This window comes from Nocardia lijiangensis NBRC 108240 (genome assembly GCF_001613045.1).
GTDB lineage: Bacteria > Actinomycetota > Actinomycetes > Mycobacteriales > Mycobacteriaceae > Nocardia > Nocardia lijiangensis.
In genome coordinates, this window is the sequence record NZ_BDBP01000006.1 from 1 (window position 1) to 17016 (window position 17016).

Annotated in this window: 14 protein-coding genes; 10 read left to right on the plus strand and 4 right to left on the minus strand. The window is 69.3% G+C overall.

Features of this window, described 5'->3' with window-relative positions; genetic code table 11:
- The coding region (locus NL1_RS02845; RefSeq protein WP_067833982.1) for a lipase family protein at positions 1–993 on the plus strand (993 nt) is incomplete at its 5' end.
- A 47-nt stretch (positions 994–1040) separates the two neighbouring features.
- On the opposite strand, the gene NL1_RS02850 is transcribed toward NL1_RS02845, so the two are convergent.
- Positions 1041–1283 carry a hypothetical protein gene (locus NL1_RS02850; protein ID WP_067833984.1) on the minus strand — a complete coding sequence of 81 codons (243 nt, stop codon included), beginning with the start codon at positions 1281–1283 and terminating at the stop codon, positions 1041–1043.
- 277 nt (positions 1284–1560) lie between these two features.
- Here NL1_RS02850 and NL1_RS02855 point away from each other — a divergent pair, with 277 nt between their 5' ends.
- The 3 genes from NL1_RS02855 to NL1_RS02865 all read left to right on the plus strand — a co-directional run bounded on the left by NL1_RS02855 (position 1561) and on the right by NL1_RS02865 (position 5546).
- On the plus strand, positions 1561–2775 hold the full coding sequence (locus NL1_RS02855; protein WP_156094623.1) for a lipase family protein: 1215 nt from the start codon (positions 1561–1563) through the stop codon (positions 2773–2775).
- Between the two features lie 262 nt (positions 2776–3037).
- The gene (locus NL1_RS02860) at positions 3038–4450 is read left to right on the plus strand and encodes a lipase family protein (protein ID WP_067833985.1); all 1413 of its coding nucleotides are present in this window, start codon (positions 3038–3040) and stop codon (positions 4448–4450) included.
- 55 nt (positions 4451–4505) lie between these two features.
- A complete protein-coding gene (locus NL1_RS02865; protein WP_067833987.1) occupies positions 4506–5546 on the plus strand; it encodes a fused (3R)-hydroxyacyl-ACP dehydratase subunits HadA/HadB in 1041 nt (346 codons plus the stop codon).
- A 6-nt stretch (positions 5547–5552) separates the two neighbouring features.
- Here the strand turns inward: NL1_RS02865 and NL1_RS02870 are convergent, their stop codons facing one another.
- Positions 5553–6806, minus strand: coding sequence for a hypothetical protein (locus tag NL1_RS02870; protein WP_156094624.1), 1254 nt, complete (start codon positions 6804–6806; stop codon positions 5553–5555).
- Positions 6807–7139: 333 nt separating this feature from the next.
- Between NL1_RS02870 and NL1_RS02875 the strand changes: the two genes are divergently transcribed.
- A complete protein-coding gene (locus tag NL1_RS02875; protein ID WP_084510252.1) occupies positions 7140–8084 on the plus strand; it encodes a Sco1979 family transcriptional regulator in 945 nt (314 codons plus the stop codon).
- Between the two features lie 34 nt (positions 8085–8118).
- On the opposite strand, the gene NL1_RS02880 is transcribed toward NL1_RS02875, so the two are convergent.
- Complete coding sequence (locus NL1_RS02880; protein WP_067833994.1) at positions 8119–10224, minus strand: AMP-binding protein; 2106 nt, start codon at positions 10222–10224, stop codon at positions 8119–8121.
- Between the two features lie 456 nt (positions 10225–10680).
- Here NL1_RS02880 and NL1_RS02885 point away from each other — a divergent pair, with 456 nt between their 5' ends.
- Positions 10681–11328, plus strand: a complete 648-nt coding sequence (locus NL1_RS02885) for a TetR/AcrR family transcriptional regulator (protein WP_067833997.1) — start codon at positions 10681–10683, stop codon at positions 11326–11328.
- Positions 11325–11927: an Rv1733c family protein gene (locus tag NL1_RS02890; protein ID WP_067833999.1), complete on the plus strand. Its 603-nt coding sequence runs from the start codon at positions 11325–11327 to the stop codon at positions 11925–11927. The genes NL1_RS02885 and NL1_RS02890 overlap by 4 nt, the downstream gene beginning before the upstream one ends.
- A 243-nt stretch (positions 11928–12170) precedes the next feature.
- On the opposite strand, the gene NL1_RS02895 is transcribed toward NL1_RS02890, so the two are convergent.
- On the minus strand, positions 12171–13721 hold the full coding sequence (locus tag NL1_RS02895; protein WP_067834001.1) for an acyl-CoA carboxylase subunit beta: 1551 nt from the start codon (positions 13719–13721) through the stop codon (positions 12171–12173).
- Between the two features lie 430 nt (positions 13722–14151).
- Here NL1_RS02895 and NL1_RS02900 point away from each other — a divergent pair, with 430 nt between their 5' ends.
- From NL1_RS02900 to NL1_RS02910, 3 genes are all read left to right on the plus strand, one after another.
- Positions 14152–15129: an RsbRD N-terminal domain-containing protein gene (locus NL1_RS02900; RefSeq protein WP_067834002.1), complete on the plus strand. Its 978-nt coding sequence runs from the start codon at positions 14152–14154 to the stop codon at positions 15127–15129.
- Between the two features lie 56 nt (positions 15130–15185).
- Positions 15186–16136: an acyl-ACP desaturase gene (locus NL1_RS02905; RefSeq protein ID WP_067834004.1), complete on the plus strand. Its 951-nt coding sequence runs from the start codon at positions 15186–15188 to the stop codon at positions 16134–16136.
- The coding region (locus NL1_RS02910) for an alpha/beta hydrolase (RefSeq protein ID WP_067834008.1) at positions 16133–17016 on the plus strand (884 nt) is incomplete at its 3' end. The genes NL1_RS02905 and NL1_RS02910, both read left to right, overlap by 4 nt.

Genomic DNA, 17016 nt, shown 5'->3' on the forward strand with positions numbered 1-17016 from the left:
GTCGCCGTCGCGGACGCGGACGCAGCGCTGCGGCTGGTCTACTGGTCGCGCGGTCCGCGCGGGCCGATGCAGAGCAGCGGCGCGATCTACCTGCCGCCGGGTACGCCGCCGCCGGGCGGATGGCCGATCGTGGCCTACGCGCACGGCACGGTGGGCATCGCCGACCACTGCGCGTTCACCCTGCAGCCGCGTCGCCTCTATCTCGACACCGTCTACCCGGAGTTGCTGCGCGCAGGCTACGCCGTGGTCCTCTCCGATTACGTCGGACTCGGAACCCCTGGCACGCACCCGTACCTGGACGGGCCATCGCAGGCCCGCAGCGTGATCGACGGGGTGCGCGCCGCCCGCGCGGTCGTGCCGGAGCTGAGCGATCGGTGGGCCGTGCTCGGCCAGTCCCAGGGCGGGCAGACCGCGTTGTTCGCCGCGCGCATCGCCCCGGAGGACGCGCCCGAGCTCCGCCTGCGCGGTGCGGCCGCCACCGGGCCGCCGTCGAATATGGAGCGCATCGCGCCGCTGATCGGCCCCTGGGTGCCCCGCCTTCCGCTACGGATGACGACCGCCTACGTCGCCTCGATCATGGCGGGGCTGCGTGCGACGGCGCCCGAACTCGACGTGGACGGCTACCTGACCCCGAGGGGCAGGCACGTGCTGGATGTGGTCGAGAACGAATGCGTCACCGAGGCCGACGCCCTGGTGCGCGACATCTCGATCGGCGAACTGCTGGCGAAGCCGCTGGGGGATCCGGCGCTGCTGGCCGCGGCGCACGCGATGCTGCGGATTCCGACCGAAGGACACACGGTGCCGCTGTTCATCGGCCAAGGTTTGGCCGACCTCGACGTGCCTGCTCCGCTGAGCGCCGGCCTGGTCGCCGAGCTGACGCTGGCGGGTGCGGATCTCCAGGTCGCGGTCTACCCGGGCGACCACCTCGCCACCGCACGCGACTCGCTGCCGGACACGCTGGCCTTCCTCCATCGCGTGCTGGACAGCCCATGAGCGGGATCGGTGCCACGAGCGGGCTCAGCGCCACCCCGTGAGCGGGATCAGCGCCACAGCGACCGGCAGGGCAACCGGCGCAGCTCGGGCCGGATCTTGCCGTCCACGGTGACGGTGAGGCCCGCGTGCAGCGCGGCGGAGGTGAATTCCCACGCCTCGGTGCTGGTCGCCGCGTACTCGAGCACGATCTCGTCCTCGGGAGTGGGTCCCTCGAAATGGACGGTCACGCGCTGGGTCGGCGCGTCCGCGGCACCTCGCCAACGATCCGCGATGGTCTGGGTGACGTCCATGCCACCGTCTCCTTCCGGTCCGGCGCCGCTCCACGCCGGTTACTCGACGGTAGGTCCAGGACCATAGTGGAGAACATGGTCAGTCCCACTGGCTGGACAAGTCACAGGTCTCGCGGTTCTTCGGTGGGGATTCTCACGAGTGTCTGTGCGCGGCGGTCACAGTGTGTCGCCACCAAACCTGTGAATTGTCAACATTCTGCTTGTCGCGTCTGCCATCCCGGCCGCGCGTTGATCAGGATGATCTCCAACGTTGGACCCACTGGGGAGGCACAAGTCCATGAGGAAGGCCCTGCGTTCGATGCGCGCACTCGGCGCCGCGGCGCTCGGAGCGATGTTGGTTGTCGCCGGAACGGGGGTGAGCCACAGCGAACCGCTCTATCCGGCGCCCGATCCGGATCCGTTCTACGCCACACCCGCGGACTTAGCCGACAAGAAGGCCGGTGAGGTGCTCGCGGTGCGCCAGATGCCGCCGCTGGTGACCTTCCCGGACAGCACCATCACCCTGGTGCGCTTCCGTTCGACCAGCTCGCAGGGAACGCCGATCGCAGCCACCACCACGGTGCTCACCCCGAAGGCGCACCGCGCGGATGGCCCGCTGCTGTCCTTTCAGCACATCATCAACGGGCTCGGCGCCGAGTGCTCGGTGTCCCGGGTGCTCTACACCGGCGATCCGAATCTGATCGTGCGCGAGGCGCCCGGCTGGAACGTGCTGCTGCAGCGCGGCTGGAGCGTGGCGCTGCCCGATCACCTCGGCCCGCAGTTCGCCTACGGTGCGGCGAAGCTGGGCGGTCAGATCACCTTGGACGGCATCCGCGCGGTCAAGCAGGTGTCCGAGCTACAGGTGGCGCAGAGCCCCACGGCGATGGTCGGCTATTCCGGCGGCGGGATGGCCACCGCGTGGGCGGCCGCGCTCGCGCCCGATTACGCGCCGGAACTCCAGCTCGCGGGCGCCGCGATGGGCGGGGTGCCGATGAACCTGGTCAAGATGATGGAGGGCTTGGGTCTCGGTTCGCACCCGGTGTTCGGTCTCGCCTTGGCCGCGGGCCTCGGCCTGGAGCGCGAATATCCGGAACGGTTCCCGCTCAGCGAGCAACTCAACGATCGCGGGCTGGCCGCGCGCGACGCCATCGCCAACAGCTGCACCAATGACATCATCGCCGCGGGCGCGGGTCGCGGCGCGATGGACTTCGCGAAGACGACCTCGATGATCGACGACCGCGACGCGCGAGCGGTGGTGGAGGAGAACAGCCTCGAGCTCCATACCGGGGTGCCGCGGACGCCGGTGTTCGAATGGCATTCTCCGATCGACGGATTGGTGCCGGTCGACGCGATCGTGAACACCGACCGCAGATGGTGCGCGGCGGGCGTGCGGGTGCAGGCCGAGCAGATCCCGGTGCCGGATCATCTGACCGCGGCCGTTCTGGGCATCCCCGCCGCACTGAGCTGGCTCGATGCCCGCTTCCGCGGCGAGCCCGCGCCGAGCAACTGCTGAGCCCGGTGTGCGCCGGGGCGCGCGGCCCCGGCGCACATCACGGCAACCGAGCCGAATCCGCCTCGAGGCAGGCCGAATTCGGCTCGGTTGTTGCGATTCGGCGTCATGACACACACAACTCGAGCACGGACCGGCATCCGCCTCGGCGCGCCCGGTTAGCCTGAGTCCCTGCCCCGGCGCGACAGGGGGCATTTCGGGGTGGAAGGCCGCATCTCCCTGGCGCCAGGCGTATCCGACGTCGTCGCACCCAGAGGCGTGTGCCATGAGATGTTTGCGTGCCCTTGTCCTGACGGTGCTGTTCGTCGGTTCGCTGACGACAGGCCACGCCGCGGCGCAGCCGCCCGGCGCACCTGCACCGCCCGCGCCGCCGAATCTGCCCGCGTTGCCCGAGGTTTCGGGATCGCTGCTGCCCGGCCTGCAGGAGCTGATCGATCGGGTGATTCCACCGCCCGCGATCGTCGCGGCGCCGCGACAGGACGGCGCGGTGCTGGAGACCGCAGGGCTCTCACCGGCGCTGGCCGCGCTGCGCGAGGCGGTGCTACCAGCGCCGGTGGGCGATCCGATCTTCGACGCGTGGCCGCCCGGCCTCGCCGACTTCACCGAGGGCCAGATCATCGAGGTCCGGGATGTCACCGCCACGGCGAGGTTGCTGGTGCTCGTGCCGTTCCGCCAAGCGCTTCTGATGAAGTACCGCACCACCGACGCGCACGGCAGGCCGTCCTTCGCCACCGCGACCCTGGTCGTGCCCGCGGGCGCGTGGACCGGTCCCGGCCATCGCCCGGTGGTGGTGAACAACCTGCCGATCGATGCGCTCGGCCGCGACTGCACGCCCGGTTACAGCCTGGCCAAGGGCTGGACGGACGACACCAGCGTCACCGACTTCATCCCGCCCACAACGCAATTGGCGGTACTGCGGGGGTATGCGGTGCTGATCCCCGATCACGAGGGCCCGTGGATGGCCTACGCCGAACCGTACGTCGCGGGCCACGCGGTGCTCGACGCCATCCGCGCCGTGCGCAACCTGCTGCCCGAGGAGTTCGGTGCGAGCGGGTTCGGCATGTTCGGTTACTCCGGCGGTGCCATCGCCACGCACGGCGCGGTCAAGCTGATGGCGGACTACGCGCCGGAACTGTCGGAGGTCGTGGTCGGGGCCGCGCTGGGCGGGGTGCCCGCGGACTACGAGATCCTGGCACGCAGCATGAACGGCAATCTGGCCTCCGGGGTCTTCATGGCCGCGGTGTTCGCCATCGGCAGGGAACGGCCGGAGATCCTGGGCCGAATGAACAATCTGGCCGGATGGATCGCGACCTCGCCGGTGAAAGACCTGTGCGGCAGCGGCTTCGGGGCCGTGGGTGTGCTGATGTTGCCGATCGACATCGCCGCGAACTTCGCCGATCCGCTGGGTTCGGAGTTCGCCGCCGAGATCTATCGGGTGACGAGGATGGAAGGCATGCGCTCGGTGGTGCCGCTCTACGTCTACAACGGCGACCAGGAGTTCTGGATCCCGGCCGAGGGCACCCGCAACCTGTACCGCGAGCAGTGCGAGCTGGGTGCCTCCGCGGTCTATCGCGGGGTGTTCGGCGAGCATCTCATCGGAGCGGCGACGGGCTACCCCGAGGCGATGCTGTGGCTGGACGAGCGGCTGCGCGGTGTGCCCGCCCGGAGCGAATGCTGACGTACGGTCGTACCCCCGGACGTTGCGCCTGCGCGCTCTCGCGCGATCTAACAGTATGACGCCGCACCTCCACGCCCCTTCCGCCGCCGAGCAGGCCGCAGCGCTGGTCGGACGGCATTTCCGGTTCGCCGACCACTACGAGGTCGGCCGCGAGAAGATCAGGGAATTCGCCCAGGCCCTGCAGGACGACCACCCGGCGCACTGGAACGAGGACGCCGCGGCGGGCCTCGGCTACGACGGTCTCGTCGCGCCGCTGACCTTCCCGGCCATCGTGTGGCTGCAAATGCAGCGAGCGTTGTTCGAAACCGAACTCACCGGCTACGACATCAGCCAGGTGCTGCACACCGAACAGCAGGTACGGGTGCATCGCCCGATCGTCGCGGGCGACGATCTCGTCTCCAAGTGCTCGTTCGAGTCGTTCCGGCAGTTCGGTGCGATGGACATGCTGGTCATTCGCAACGTGCTCAGCGACAGCGCGGGGCGGGCGCTGCAGACGGCACACAGTACCGTCGTCGCGCAGACCGGCGTCGAGGTGGCGGTTGAACTCGCCGCGGCGGTCGCGGGCGTCATGCAGAAGCCCTCCGGGCAGGGCGATGGCGGCCATTCCGGCCCGGCAAGGATGGCCGAGTGCGGCGAAGGCCCGGCGGAGGTGCACGACACCAGTGACCGGTGCGGCCGGATTCGCTTCGAGGACGTGCGCGCCGGTGATCGGCTGCCCGTGCGCCGGGTGGCGCTCTCGCGCGGCCATCTGGTCCACTACGCGGGCGTCTCCGGCGACACCAATCCCATCCACTTCAGCGACGAGGTGGCCAGGGCGGTGGGGTTGCCCGACGTTGTCTCGCACGGCTTGCTGACCATGGGCCTCGGCGCGGGGTATCTGACGTCGTGGCTCGGCGATCCGGGCGCGGTGGTCGACTACGGCGTGCGCTTCGCCGGTTTCGCCCCGGTCCCCGCGGACCAGCACAGCACCATCGAATTCCGCGGGCGCGTCAAGGAATTGGATCCGGCCGATCGCACCGCGACCGTGCTGGTCACCGCGACGTGCGGTGACCGCAAGCTGTTCGGAAAGGCAAGCGCCCAGGTCCGTTTGGCCTGAGCCGGTTCAGCCGCCTTGGAGCCAGCGCTGCTGCAAGCGCAGATGGTTCTCCCACCACGCCGCAATCGCTCCGGGATCGGAACCGGCTGGGGGAGGGGGCGATTCGCCGGGAAACAGCCCGTCGCCGTCCGGCGCGCCGACCGGCGTGGTCGGTGGGGCGGAGGGCTCCGTCGGTTCCGCGGCAGGGTCCTGCGGATCGGCTGCCGTTGTCGGATGCGGCGCCGAAGTCTCCTCCTCGCGCTGCTCCTGCTCGCCCGGATCGTACGGGTCGGCCGGGTCACCGGGGTCGATCGGCCGCTCCGCGGGCCGCGGCGTCGGCCGCACGGGGTTCGCCGGTGCGCCGGCCGAGGGATCCGTCGGCTCGTGGGTGGACTCGATCTGGATCGGCGGTGCGGCGGGTTCGGCCGTATCCGGCGTGGCAGGGGCCGCGGACCGCTGGTCCGCTTCGCGCACCCACACCGCGTCGTCGGTGACGTTCGAGACCGCGACGCCCGACCCGGCGAGCAGCGCGGCGGCGGCCGCGCCCAGCGGAAGCAGGACACCGGCTCGCCGCCGCCTGCGCGTGGCGATCGCGGTGGCGCCGTTGGGCTGGTGGCCGTGCTCGTGGCCGGGATCCTCCGGCAGCTGGGCGGCCGCGATGCGTGCGGCGCCGAGCGCGACCGCGGTGTGCTGATCGTCGACGGTCACCGCGGGGACCTCGAAGGTGCGCTCGAAGCCGTCGAGCAGCTCGGGCGTCACGGGCGAGCCGCACAGCGCCACGCCGTCCAGCGTCAGGCCTTGGGCCAGCAGCGCCGGACGCACGCGGTCGAGCGCTTCGGCGGCGGGATCGGCTCCGGCGCGCCACGCGCCCGAGCCGAGGATCTGGAAGCGCCCGGCATCGGCGAGGATGAAGGTCAGATCACGGTCGGCGACCTCGAGCATCAGAATGGTCTCGAATCGGTCGAGGTTCGGGTCGTCGCGGACATAGGCGAGCAGCGCGGCGCGAACCGAGACCAGCGAGGACGTCCGCCATCGGCCGGTCGCCAGGTGGGTGACGACGGCGCGCCGCTGGTCCACTGTGTGATAGGTCAGCGCGATATTCTCGATGAGCGAGACGGTCCGGTCGGCCATCGCTTCGAGGACCGCGGTGATCGTCTCGGCCGTCGAGGCGTCGCCGATCTCCCGTTTCACCTCCTCGAGCGGGGCCGATGACGGTTCGTCCGCTGTCGGATGCGAGAGCAGTACCCCACGAACCGTCCACCGGTCCGCTGAAACACCCACGGTTGCCATAGGATCACCCTCTGCCTTCACGAATCTCCTGAAGGATTCGTCGCGGGCCCGTGCACCGATCGGCCCGAGACCTGTCTGCTGCACACTCGATATAGCGGTGGGATGCGCGGAAACGTTAGCTGGTCGAGTGCCGCGGCCCGTCGGAACGCGAAAAATGCGACCGGGTAGGGCACGTTCCCTCGAGGGTGGGTCGTGCCGAGTACCAGTGGTGCATCTCTTCGTCACACCCTGGTCACCGCCGTGCACGTGCAGCTGCACATGCATTCTCGACGACACCGGCCGATGCCCTGGAGAGTCGCAGTGAATACATGGCAGACTCGATGAATGGGTGCGCCGGAAGTACGACATGCGGTCGAATCCCCTTTTCCCGGAAAGCATCCCGGCGTCGATGACGGTCCGACGGTGTTGCGGATGCTGCTCGGCGGGCGATTGCGGCGATTACGAGAGGCCGCACGCATCTCGCGTGAGGACGCGGGCGAGGCGATCCGCGGCTCGCACTCCAAGATCAGTCGCTTGGAGCTGGGCCGCACGGGGTTTCGCGAACGGGACCTGGTGGATCTGCTCACGCTCTACGGGGTGACCGACCCGACCGAGCGGGAGGAGTTCCTCACGCTCGCCCGCCAGGCCAACGCTTCCGGCTGGTGGCACCGCGACAACGACTGGCTGCCCAAGTGGTTCGACACCTACCTGGGGCTCGAACAGGCGGCCAGGCTGATTCGCAGTTACGAGCCGAGAGCGGTGCCCGAGCTGCTCCAGACCGCCGACTACGCGCGGGCGCTGCTGTCGCTGGCGCACCCGAACGAGTCGGTCGCCGCGATCGAACGACGGGTGGCGCTGCGGATGCGCAGGCAGCACATCCTCACCAGGCCGGAGCCGCCGCGGATCTGGGTGATCGTGGAGGAGGCCGCGTTGCGCAGGCGGATCGGCGGTTCCGCGGTCTGGCTCGAGCAGCTCGACCGGCTGCTCGACGCGGTCGACCGGCCCAACATCACCCTGCAGGTGGTCGCCGACCACGTCGGCGGGCCCGCGCTGGCCGAAGGCGCCTTCACCATGCTGCGCTTCACCGAATCCGATCTGCCCGACATCGTCTATCTCCAGCAACTGACCGGCGCGCTGTACCTGGACAAGCAATCCGACCTGGCCGCCTACCGCGCCGTCGCGAACCTGCTCTCCGTGCACGCGGCACCGCCGCAGTACACCCGGGGTCTGCTCGAAGCGCTGCGCGACCGCCAGCCGCCTACCGTGGACGAGCCGACCGGACTCGGCTAGGCCGCGCGGTGCCGCGGCGGAACGGTTCCGGCTGTCAGAACGAGCCGGGCGCGATCGTCCCGATGATCGGATGCTGTGCCGCGTCCTCCGTGCCGCCGGTGAGCAGGCGCTTGAGGATCTTGCCCGTCTCGCCGCGGGGCAGCGCGCTGAGGAAGGTCACGTCGCGCGGCACCGAGAAACGGCTCAGCCGATTGCGGATGTAGTTGCGGACCATGTCCGAATCCAGGCCTGCCCCTTCGCGTTTCACCACGAAGGCGGCCAGGCGCTGGCCGTACTCGCGATCGGGGACGCCCACCACCGCGACCTCGCGGACTTGCGGCAGATAGGCCAGCGCCTCCTCGACCGGGCGCGGGAAGACGTTCTCGCCGCCGGAGATGATCATCTCGTCGTCGCGGCCGGCGATGAACAGCCTGCCCGTAGCGTCCAGAAAACCGAGATCGCCGGTGTCGAGCATGCCGTCGGCCTCGTCCGGTGGCGCGGCGTTGACGTAGCCGTCGAAGAGCATGTGATTGCTCACGAAGATGTGCCCCGTCGCGCCGACGGGCAGCGGCCTGCGGTCCGGGCCGAGCACCGCCACCTTGGTGCCCAGCGGCGGCTTGCCCGCGGTGGTCGGCGCGGTGCGCAGGTCGGTGGGATCGGCGATGCTCGCCCAGGACACCTCGGTGGAGCCGTACACGTTGTAGAGGACGTCACCGTAGGCGTCCATGAAGTCGATCACGGTGCTGGCGGCGAGCGGTGCGCCGCAGCTGGCCACCACCCGCAGGCTGGAGGTGTCGTAGCGGGCGCGCACGTGCGCGGGCAGCTCCAGGATGCGGTGCACCATGATCGGCACCGCGATGAACGTGCTCACCCGGTGTTCGGCGATCAGGCGCAGGCAGTCCTCGGCGTCGAAGTGCGCGGGAAGCACCACCGTGGAACGCAGCGCGGTGCTCAACTGCAGCGCGGCGAGTCCCCAGGTGTGGAACAGCGGCGCGGGGATGAGCATCGTCTCGTCCATCCGCAGCGGAATGCGCGAGAGCAGGGCGGCGATGGTGCTGAAGCCCTTGGCGTGCGGGCGGCGCGCGCCCTTCGGGGTGCCGGAGGTCCCCGAGGTCAGCACGATGAGCTTGCCCGGGTGCGTGGGCTTGCGAAAGCTGTTCTGCCCCATGGCCGCGAGATCGTCGAGGGTCGTTCGCCCCGGCACCGGCTTCGTCCGATCGGTGGCGTAGCGCTGGAGATCGGCGTGCAGGTACTGCACGAGGTGGTCGAATTCGCCGTCCACGAACAGCGCGGTGAGCTTGTCGCGCTGCACCACCTCCTCGATACGCCGGGCGGGCAGGCCGGTGTTCAACAGGGCGACGTCGACGCCGAGCTTGCCCGCGGCGACCATGGTCTCGACCATGCCGCTGTGATTGCGCGCGAGCAGGCCGATGGCATCTCCCGCCTCCAGCCCGAGCATTGCCATGGCGCCTGCGATGGCGTTGGTGCGCTCGTGCATCTCGTCGAAGGTGCGTGCGCCGTGCGCGTCGATCAGTGCCGTGCGCTGCGGTGCGAACGCGGCCGCCGCGGCGTAGCCGCCCGCCAGGTTGAATCCCCATTCCGAGAGCCTGCGCAGCTGTTTGAAGCCGAGGGCGGGACGATGGGCCCGCAGCACGCCGGTGGTCATCATCTGCTTGGCCACCTCGGCGCGGCGGCGGACGGGGGAGTTCTCGCCGTTCACCACGACCGAGGTCGCCGCGCCGCGCACCAGATCGGCGATCCGGCGCATGCCGCGCTCGGTCCAGGCGATGATCGCGCCGTTGCCCGCTGCCGCGACGGCCGGATGGATGCGGCCTGGACCGAAGAAGGTGACCGAGATCCGCGTCCGTTCCTCGGTGCCGCGCAGCCGGATCGAGACGAAGCTGCCCAGCGTCGGGCTGACCAGCTCGAGGCTTTCGTACCAGCGCCCGATACGCAGCTGGATCACCTGGGTGCGGACACCGCGCTGGGCGGTGCCGACCCGGAAGCGCAGCATCTGATGCCCGCCCGCGGATTCCAGCGGATCGCACGCACCGATTCCGGGAAAAACGCGGGGGTAGGTCTGCGGCTCGCGGAGCAGATCCCACACCGCCTGGCGGGGGATCGGAAATTCCGCGGTCACATCGATGACATCGGTAACCACTGGCGTGCAATTCTCGTCGGCCGGTTCGAACAGCTCGGGTCGGCGGAGAATTCATTTGTATCTCCCGGCGCAATATTGGTCAAGAGTCCGGTGTTTGGCCTGGTAGGCAACTGTTTCCGCGCCTATTCACCGGGGAATTCGACTGTGGTCGAACACAACTGGACGTGGCCTGCGCGGTTTCTGGGACGGCAATTCCGGAGATGCACACGGAGGGGTTTTCCGGGCAATTTTGGAAAGCTTTGTGAGAACTCATAAGCGGGCTTCGCGGGAGGCTGTCGTTCCTCCGATCGCGCCGCGAGGCGATCGTCGCCGAAGCGAACGCCGGGCACCTTGCCTCGCCCCCGGATTCCCGGGGCGTTCCGGCTGCTCGTCGGCGGGTAGTGCTCGGGTGTGAGGTTCGGATCGCGATCGAGGGAAACTAATGTCCCAACGGGACAATATTGCTACCATGGAGGCATGGGCATCGACGACGACGTCGACCTGGACGGCCGCAGGCTGCGTACACGGCGCAGCCGCGAGGCGTTGTCGCGGGCCGCGTTCGACCTGCTGACCGAGCGTGGTCTTGCCGCGGTGAGCGTGGAAGACATCGCCGAGCGCGCGGGCGTCACCCGGCGCACCTTCAGCCGCCACTTCCCGTCCATCGAGGCGGCCATCCTCGGCGACATCGACCAGGACATGCATCTGCTGAACGAGGCGCTGGCCCGCCGCCCCGCCCACGAGCCGCCGCTGCGGGCCTACCGCAACGCCGTGCACGACTGGCTGACCGCCGAGTACGCCGGGGCGCGGGCGGGGCTGCTGACCCGGCGGTGGGCCCTGTTCCAGCGGTTCGACGAGGAACCGGCCCTGCTGGCGGGCTATCAACGCATCCGCAACGAGGGGCAACGCGAATCGGTGCGCATCCTGGCTATCCGCCTCGGTGTGGACCCGGCGGAGGACCTGCGCCCGGCGACCGTCGTCGCGGCCTGCTCCGGGCTCATTGTGGCGGCCCTGCAGACCTGGGCCGCGGGGGTCGCCCCGGACGGCCTGCCCGACCTCATCGAAGGCTTCTTCGACACCCTCGCCGGGTTGGCCGACGACATCGAGTACGAGGAGTCGGCGTCATGACCGCTGAGCGCTCGGCCGGATCGGCGGGCATCGTGCGCCGGACCTGCCGTCGGATGGGGTTGGATCGCAATCCGATGCGCCGCCGCGAGGACCGGCTGCAATCCGCGGTCGGCATGCTGCTGACGCTGCTGTTCCTCGTCGTCGTCCCGCTGGTGGCGATCGGGATCGGCGGACGGGTCTACGACACGGAATCCCGTGTCGTCGAAAGCCGTATCGCCGAACTGCACCGCGTCGACGCCACCGTGGTCGAGGTGGGCAAGGCGCCACTGTACGCCCCGATCACGCCGGCACGGGTGTCCTGGGTGGACGGCGACGGCGTCACGCACCTCGACGACTACCGATCCAGCGCGTTGGTGAAACCCGGTGCGACCGTGAGCATCTGGCTCGATCGAGGGGGCCGGGTGGTCGAGCCGCCGTCGGAGACGCGGGCGCTGAGCCGCGCGGTGCTGATGTCGGGCGCGGTGGCCTGCACGGTACTGGTGTGCTTCACGTCCGCGTACTACCTGCTGCGCTTCGGCCTGGACCGCAGGCGTGTGCGCCGGTGGGAAACCGAGTGGGCGACAGTGGGACTCACCTGGGGCGGCCGTGGCACGGCCTGATCTTCCCGGTCACGGGAGCGCGGCACACATGCCGCGGAAGTGCGGCGTGCCCGCCGGGTAAGGGTAGGGAACAAACCTCGGCAGGCACGCCACTGTGTCCGGCCGCTGCGCGGCGAACGAGGGCCGGACACGAATCCGAGGTTAGGCGATGGGATCACCCGATGTCGCCGCACGAACGAACATCCGGCGATCCCACGACCCATCACCGGATGTGTTGTGAGACAGCACAACCGGTGTTTTCGGCTAGACGGGGAAGAGGCTGTGCTTGCGCGGGTTGTGCTTCGGCTTGGGGTCCTTGTCGCGCAGCAGCCGCAGCGCCTTGCGGATCTCCAGACGGGTCTGCGAGGGCTCGATCACCGCGTCGATGTAGCCGCGCTCGGCGGCGATCCACGGCGTCGCCATGGTGGCGTTGTAGAAGTCGATCATCTGCTCACGCACCGCGGCGCGCTGATCGGCGGGCGCCGCCTCCAGCTGCTTGCGGCCGATGATGCCGACCATGCTCTCGGCGCCCATCACGGCGATGCGCGCGGTCGGCCAGGCCAGGCTGATGTCGGCGCCGAGCTGCTTGCAGCCCATTACCGCGTAGCCGCCGCCGTAGGCCTTGCGGGTCACCACCGTCACGATCGGCACGGTGGCCTCGATCACCGCGCGGAAGAACCGGCCGCCGCGCTTGATGACGCCGTTGCGCTCCTCTTCGATGCCGGGCAGCACGCCGGGGGTGTCCACCACGAACACCAGCGGCAGGCCGTAGGCGTTGCACAGGCGGATGAAGTGGGTGGCCTTGTCCGAGCACTGCGCGTCGAGGGCACCGCCGAGCACCATCGGCTGATTGGCGACCACGCCGACGCTGCGGCCGTCCACCCGTGCGAAGCCGGTGATGAGGTTCTGCGCGGTGCCGGCGCTGACCTCGTGGAAGGCACCGTCGTCGAAGATGCGCACGAGGATGTCGTGCATGTCGTAGCCGACCTTGTCCGAGTCCGGGATGATCGAGTCCAGCTCGAGGTCGTGCTTGGTCCTCTCCGGTTCCAGCCCCGGGTTGACGATCGGCGGCTGCTCCAGGCAGCTGGAGGGCAGGTAGCCGAGGTACTCGCGCACCCAGTCGAACGCGGCGCGCTCGCTGGTCGCGACGTGGTGCACGGTGCCGGTGCTCGCCTGCACGGCCGCGCCGCCGAGCTCTTCGGCGCTCACGCTCTCCCCGGTCACCGCCTTGATGACCTCGGGGCCGGTGACGAACATGTAGGACTTGTCGGTCGCGACCAGCACGTCCATGTTGACCGGGCCGTACACCGATCCGGCCGCGCATTTGCCGAGCATGATCGCCACCTGCGGCACGAAGCCGGACAGGTCCTCCTGGCGGCGGCACATCAGCGCGTACCAGGCCAGCGAGGCGACCGCGTCCTGGATGCGGGCGCCGCCCGAGTCGTTGATCGCGATCACAGGGCAGGCGTTCTCGTAGGCGAATTCCATCGCCGCGGCCACCTTGCGGCCGAACATCTCGCCGACCGAGCCGCCGTGCACGGTCTGATCGTGCGCGATCACCACGACCGGCCTGCCGTCGATGTACCCGCGGCCGGTGACCACGCCGTCGCCGTACATGGCGTTCTTCCCGCCCAGCTGGCGCATCAGCGCGCCCATCTCCACGAAGGTGCCGGGGTCGAGCAGCATCCGGACGCGCTCCCGGGCGCTGGGGATCTCCTTGGCCTTGCGTTTCGCGATCCCGGCCTCGCCTGCGGGCTCCTCGGCGAGCTCCAGGATCTCCCGGAGCTGCTCCAGCTTTTCTCGCGTACCGGTCATATGTCTGGGTCGTCCTTCCCACTCGACGTTGCGCCCGGTCCGCGGTACGGAGGCGCGGCGCTCGATGCTATCGGTGATGAGACGTGTGGCACAGTCGGGCCACCCTTTCTCATGCGACAACTCCCAGCGGGCTTTGCCGTGCTCTTGGTCGGATGTCCTATCGCTCCCGCGACGCGTGAAGTTACGCGTCCGGGCAGAATTTCCGACCGGTCCGAAAAATATTCGACGGACCGGCGCCTGCCGGGACTCGCATATTTTCGCACAGTGCGGCCGGGCCGATCGAACCTCCCGGTCCGTATGCTGGCCACCGCGCGAAAAGCCGTGATCTGCTTGTGATTAGGCCCAACACGCGGTGTGCGGGCTGATGAAATGCCCGGAAGTCGGTAACACACAGCGATTTCGGCGCGATCGCCGCTACTGTTCGACAGTCATGGCGGGCACACAGGCCGGTTCGGGCACCAAGACACTTCGTACGAAACTCGTGGAACACCTGAGATATCCGGCGCGCGGGGTACCGCCCGGTGATCTCGCGACGATAACGCGCAGCTGTCTCGCCGACGCGATGGAAGCGCTCGACCCCGGTACATTTGCGGCTCCTCCGGAACCGGCGGAGATCGCCGGAACCGCAATTCACTGGGCGCGCGAAGGCATCGCGCTGGAAACGGTGCTCGGGGCGTATCACGACGGGATTCGCACCGGATTGGAATTCCTCGCCGCGCAGGCGGGCGACGCCGGCTCCGATCAGGTGGTGGCCGGGGCCGGGTTGATCGTCCGTGCACTGGAAATGGTGACGGTTGCGGCCTCGACGGCCTACGTCGAGGAACACCGGCTGGTCGCCAAGGAGCATCAGACGGCGGCCCAGACCCTCGTCTCGGCGCTGCTGAGCGGGCACGGTGTGGCCCAGCTCGCCCGGCAGACCGGCATCAGCGTCGCGCCGACTTACCAGGTGGTCGCGGTGTCCATACCGCCGCACAGCGACGAGTTGCGCCCCGGCGGCGGGGCGACGGCCGGGCGGCGCAAGCTGCGCAGAGTACAGGCTGCCCTGGCCAAGCCGCTGGGCTCGCGAGCGCTGTCGCTGTTGTCGACCGAGGGTGGCACCGTGCTGGTGCCGATCGATGATGTCTCCGCGTTGACACCCCTGGCGATGACGGCCGAAGTGCTCGAGGTGGTGAGCGAGGCCGCCGAGGTGCCGCTGACGGCGACCATCACCGCCGGAGTTCGTTGCCGCATACCGGAACTCGTCGGGCGCGTGCACGATCTGCTCGGCCGGATCCGGGCGGCGAACCGTCCTCCCGGCCTGTATCCGATGGCCGACCTGGGGGAATCGATCGGTTGTGACACGCCCCAGCGGGCCGGTGGGGCCGTAGTCACGTCCTCCAACAAACACGGAATCGGGCGTCCGGCCTGAGTTTTCGGCCTTATCGTCGGAGGCGCCTCGACATGCGAGGCGGCAAGGAGTGACCAGTGAGCACCGCGTCGACCGATCTGGACCTGTTGCGCGAACTGGAACCCGTCGCGGAGCGTCTGCTCGACGACCACCTCCGCAAGGCGAAGCCCTGGAATCCGCACGACTACGTGCCGTGGGACGAAGGCCGCAATTTCGCCGCACTCGGCGGAATCGATTGGGAGCCGGGACAATCCGCTCTGTCCGAAGTCGCCAGGGTCGCGATGGTCACGAATCTGCTCACCGAGGACAATCTGCCCTCCTATCACCGGGAGATCTCGGAATCCTTTTCGCTGGACGGTGCTTGGGGTACGTGGGTCGGCCGCTGGACCGCCGAGGAGAACCGGCATGCTATCGTCATGCGCGATTACCTGGTGGTCACGCGCGCGGTGGATCCCGTAGCGCTGGAGGCGGCGCGGATGCAGCACATGACCACCGGTGTCGCGAAACCCGTGAAGGGGCCGCAATTTCTGCGTTCGGTGGCGTATGTGACAGTGCAGGAATTGGCGACCAGAATAAGCCACCGGAATACCGGCAGCGCGTGCGATGAACCCGTCGCGGAGCGTATGCTGCAGCGAATCGCCGCCGACGAGAACCTGCATATGATCTTCTATCGGAACGTGAGCGCCGCGGCGCTCGACCTCACGCCCAACGCGATGCTGCGCGCGGTCACCGACGTCGTCACCCAGTTCCAGATGCCCGGTCTGACGCAGCCCGGCTTCCGCCGCAACGCCGTGCTCCTCGCCAAGCACGGCATCTACGATCTGCGGCAGCACCTGGATGTGGTGGTGCGCCCCGTGCTGCGCGCCTGGAACGTGTTCGAGCGCACGGATCTGTCCGGTGACGGTGAACGGGCCCGCGACGAATTGCACGCCTACCTCGAGGACCTGGAGGGGCGGGCGCGTCGTCTCGACGAACAGCGGGAACGTGCCGCCGCCCGGCGAGCGGAGGGAGTCGCCGCCAGCTCATGAACAATCGAGTATCGATCACCGTGGCAGCGCTGGCCTTGTGCGCCGCCACGACCACCGGACCCGTGCTCGCCCAGGTGCTCGCCGCGCCTGCGAGCCCCATGGCCGCGCCGACCCAGGCGCCCGCGGTCGATCCGAAGATGACCAGGACCGGTCTGCTGAGCATCGAGACCCTCGGTCCGCGGCGTGACCGCCTGCACATCACCTCGGCCGCGATGGGCCGGGTCATCGCGGTCGACGTCCTGCGCGGGTCGGGCACGGGTCCGCGGCCGACCCTGTACCTGCTCGACGGGGTCGACGGCGACCCGACCTCCGGCTGGCTCACCAAGGGCGGCGCCGAGCAGTTCTTCGCGGACAAGCCGGTCGACGTGGTGCTCACCACCGGCGGCACCGGCAGCATGTACAGCGACTGGCAGCGCCACGACTCCGCACTGGGGCTCAATCGCTGGGAGACCTTCCTCACCGACGAGCTGCCGCCGATCGTGGAATCGCTGCTGAAGGCCGACGGCCGCCGCGCCATCGCGGGCGTCTCGATGGGTGCGCAGGCGGCGATGATGCTCGCGCAACGTCATCCCGGCCACTACCTCGCCGTCGCCGGAATGAGCGGCTGCTATTCCACCGCCGATCCGCTGGGGCACGCGGTCACCACGATCACCGTGGCCTCGCGCGGCGGGAACGCGGAAAACCTCTGGGGCCCACCGAATTCCACGGAATGGGTGGCACACGACAGCCTGCTCGGCGCAGACAAGCTGCGCGGCACCGCCATCTATCTGTCCGCCGCCTCCGGCGCACCCACCGGCGCCGACCTGGCCGCGGTGGCGGCGGCGCCGTCGGTGGTCGATGCGCTGCGCCTCGCTGGGGGAGGCGCAGCGCTCGAGGCGGG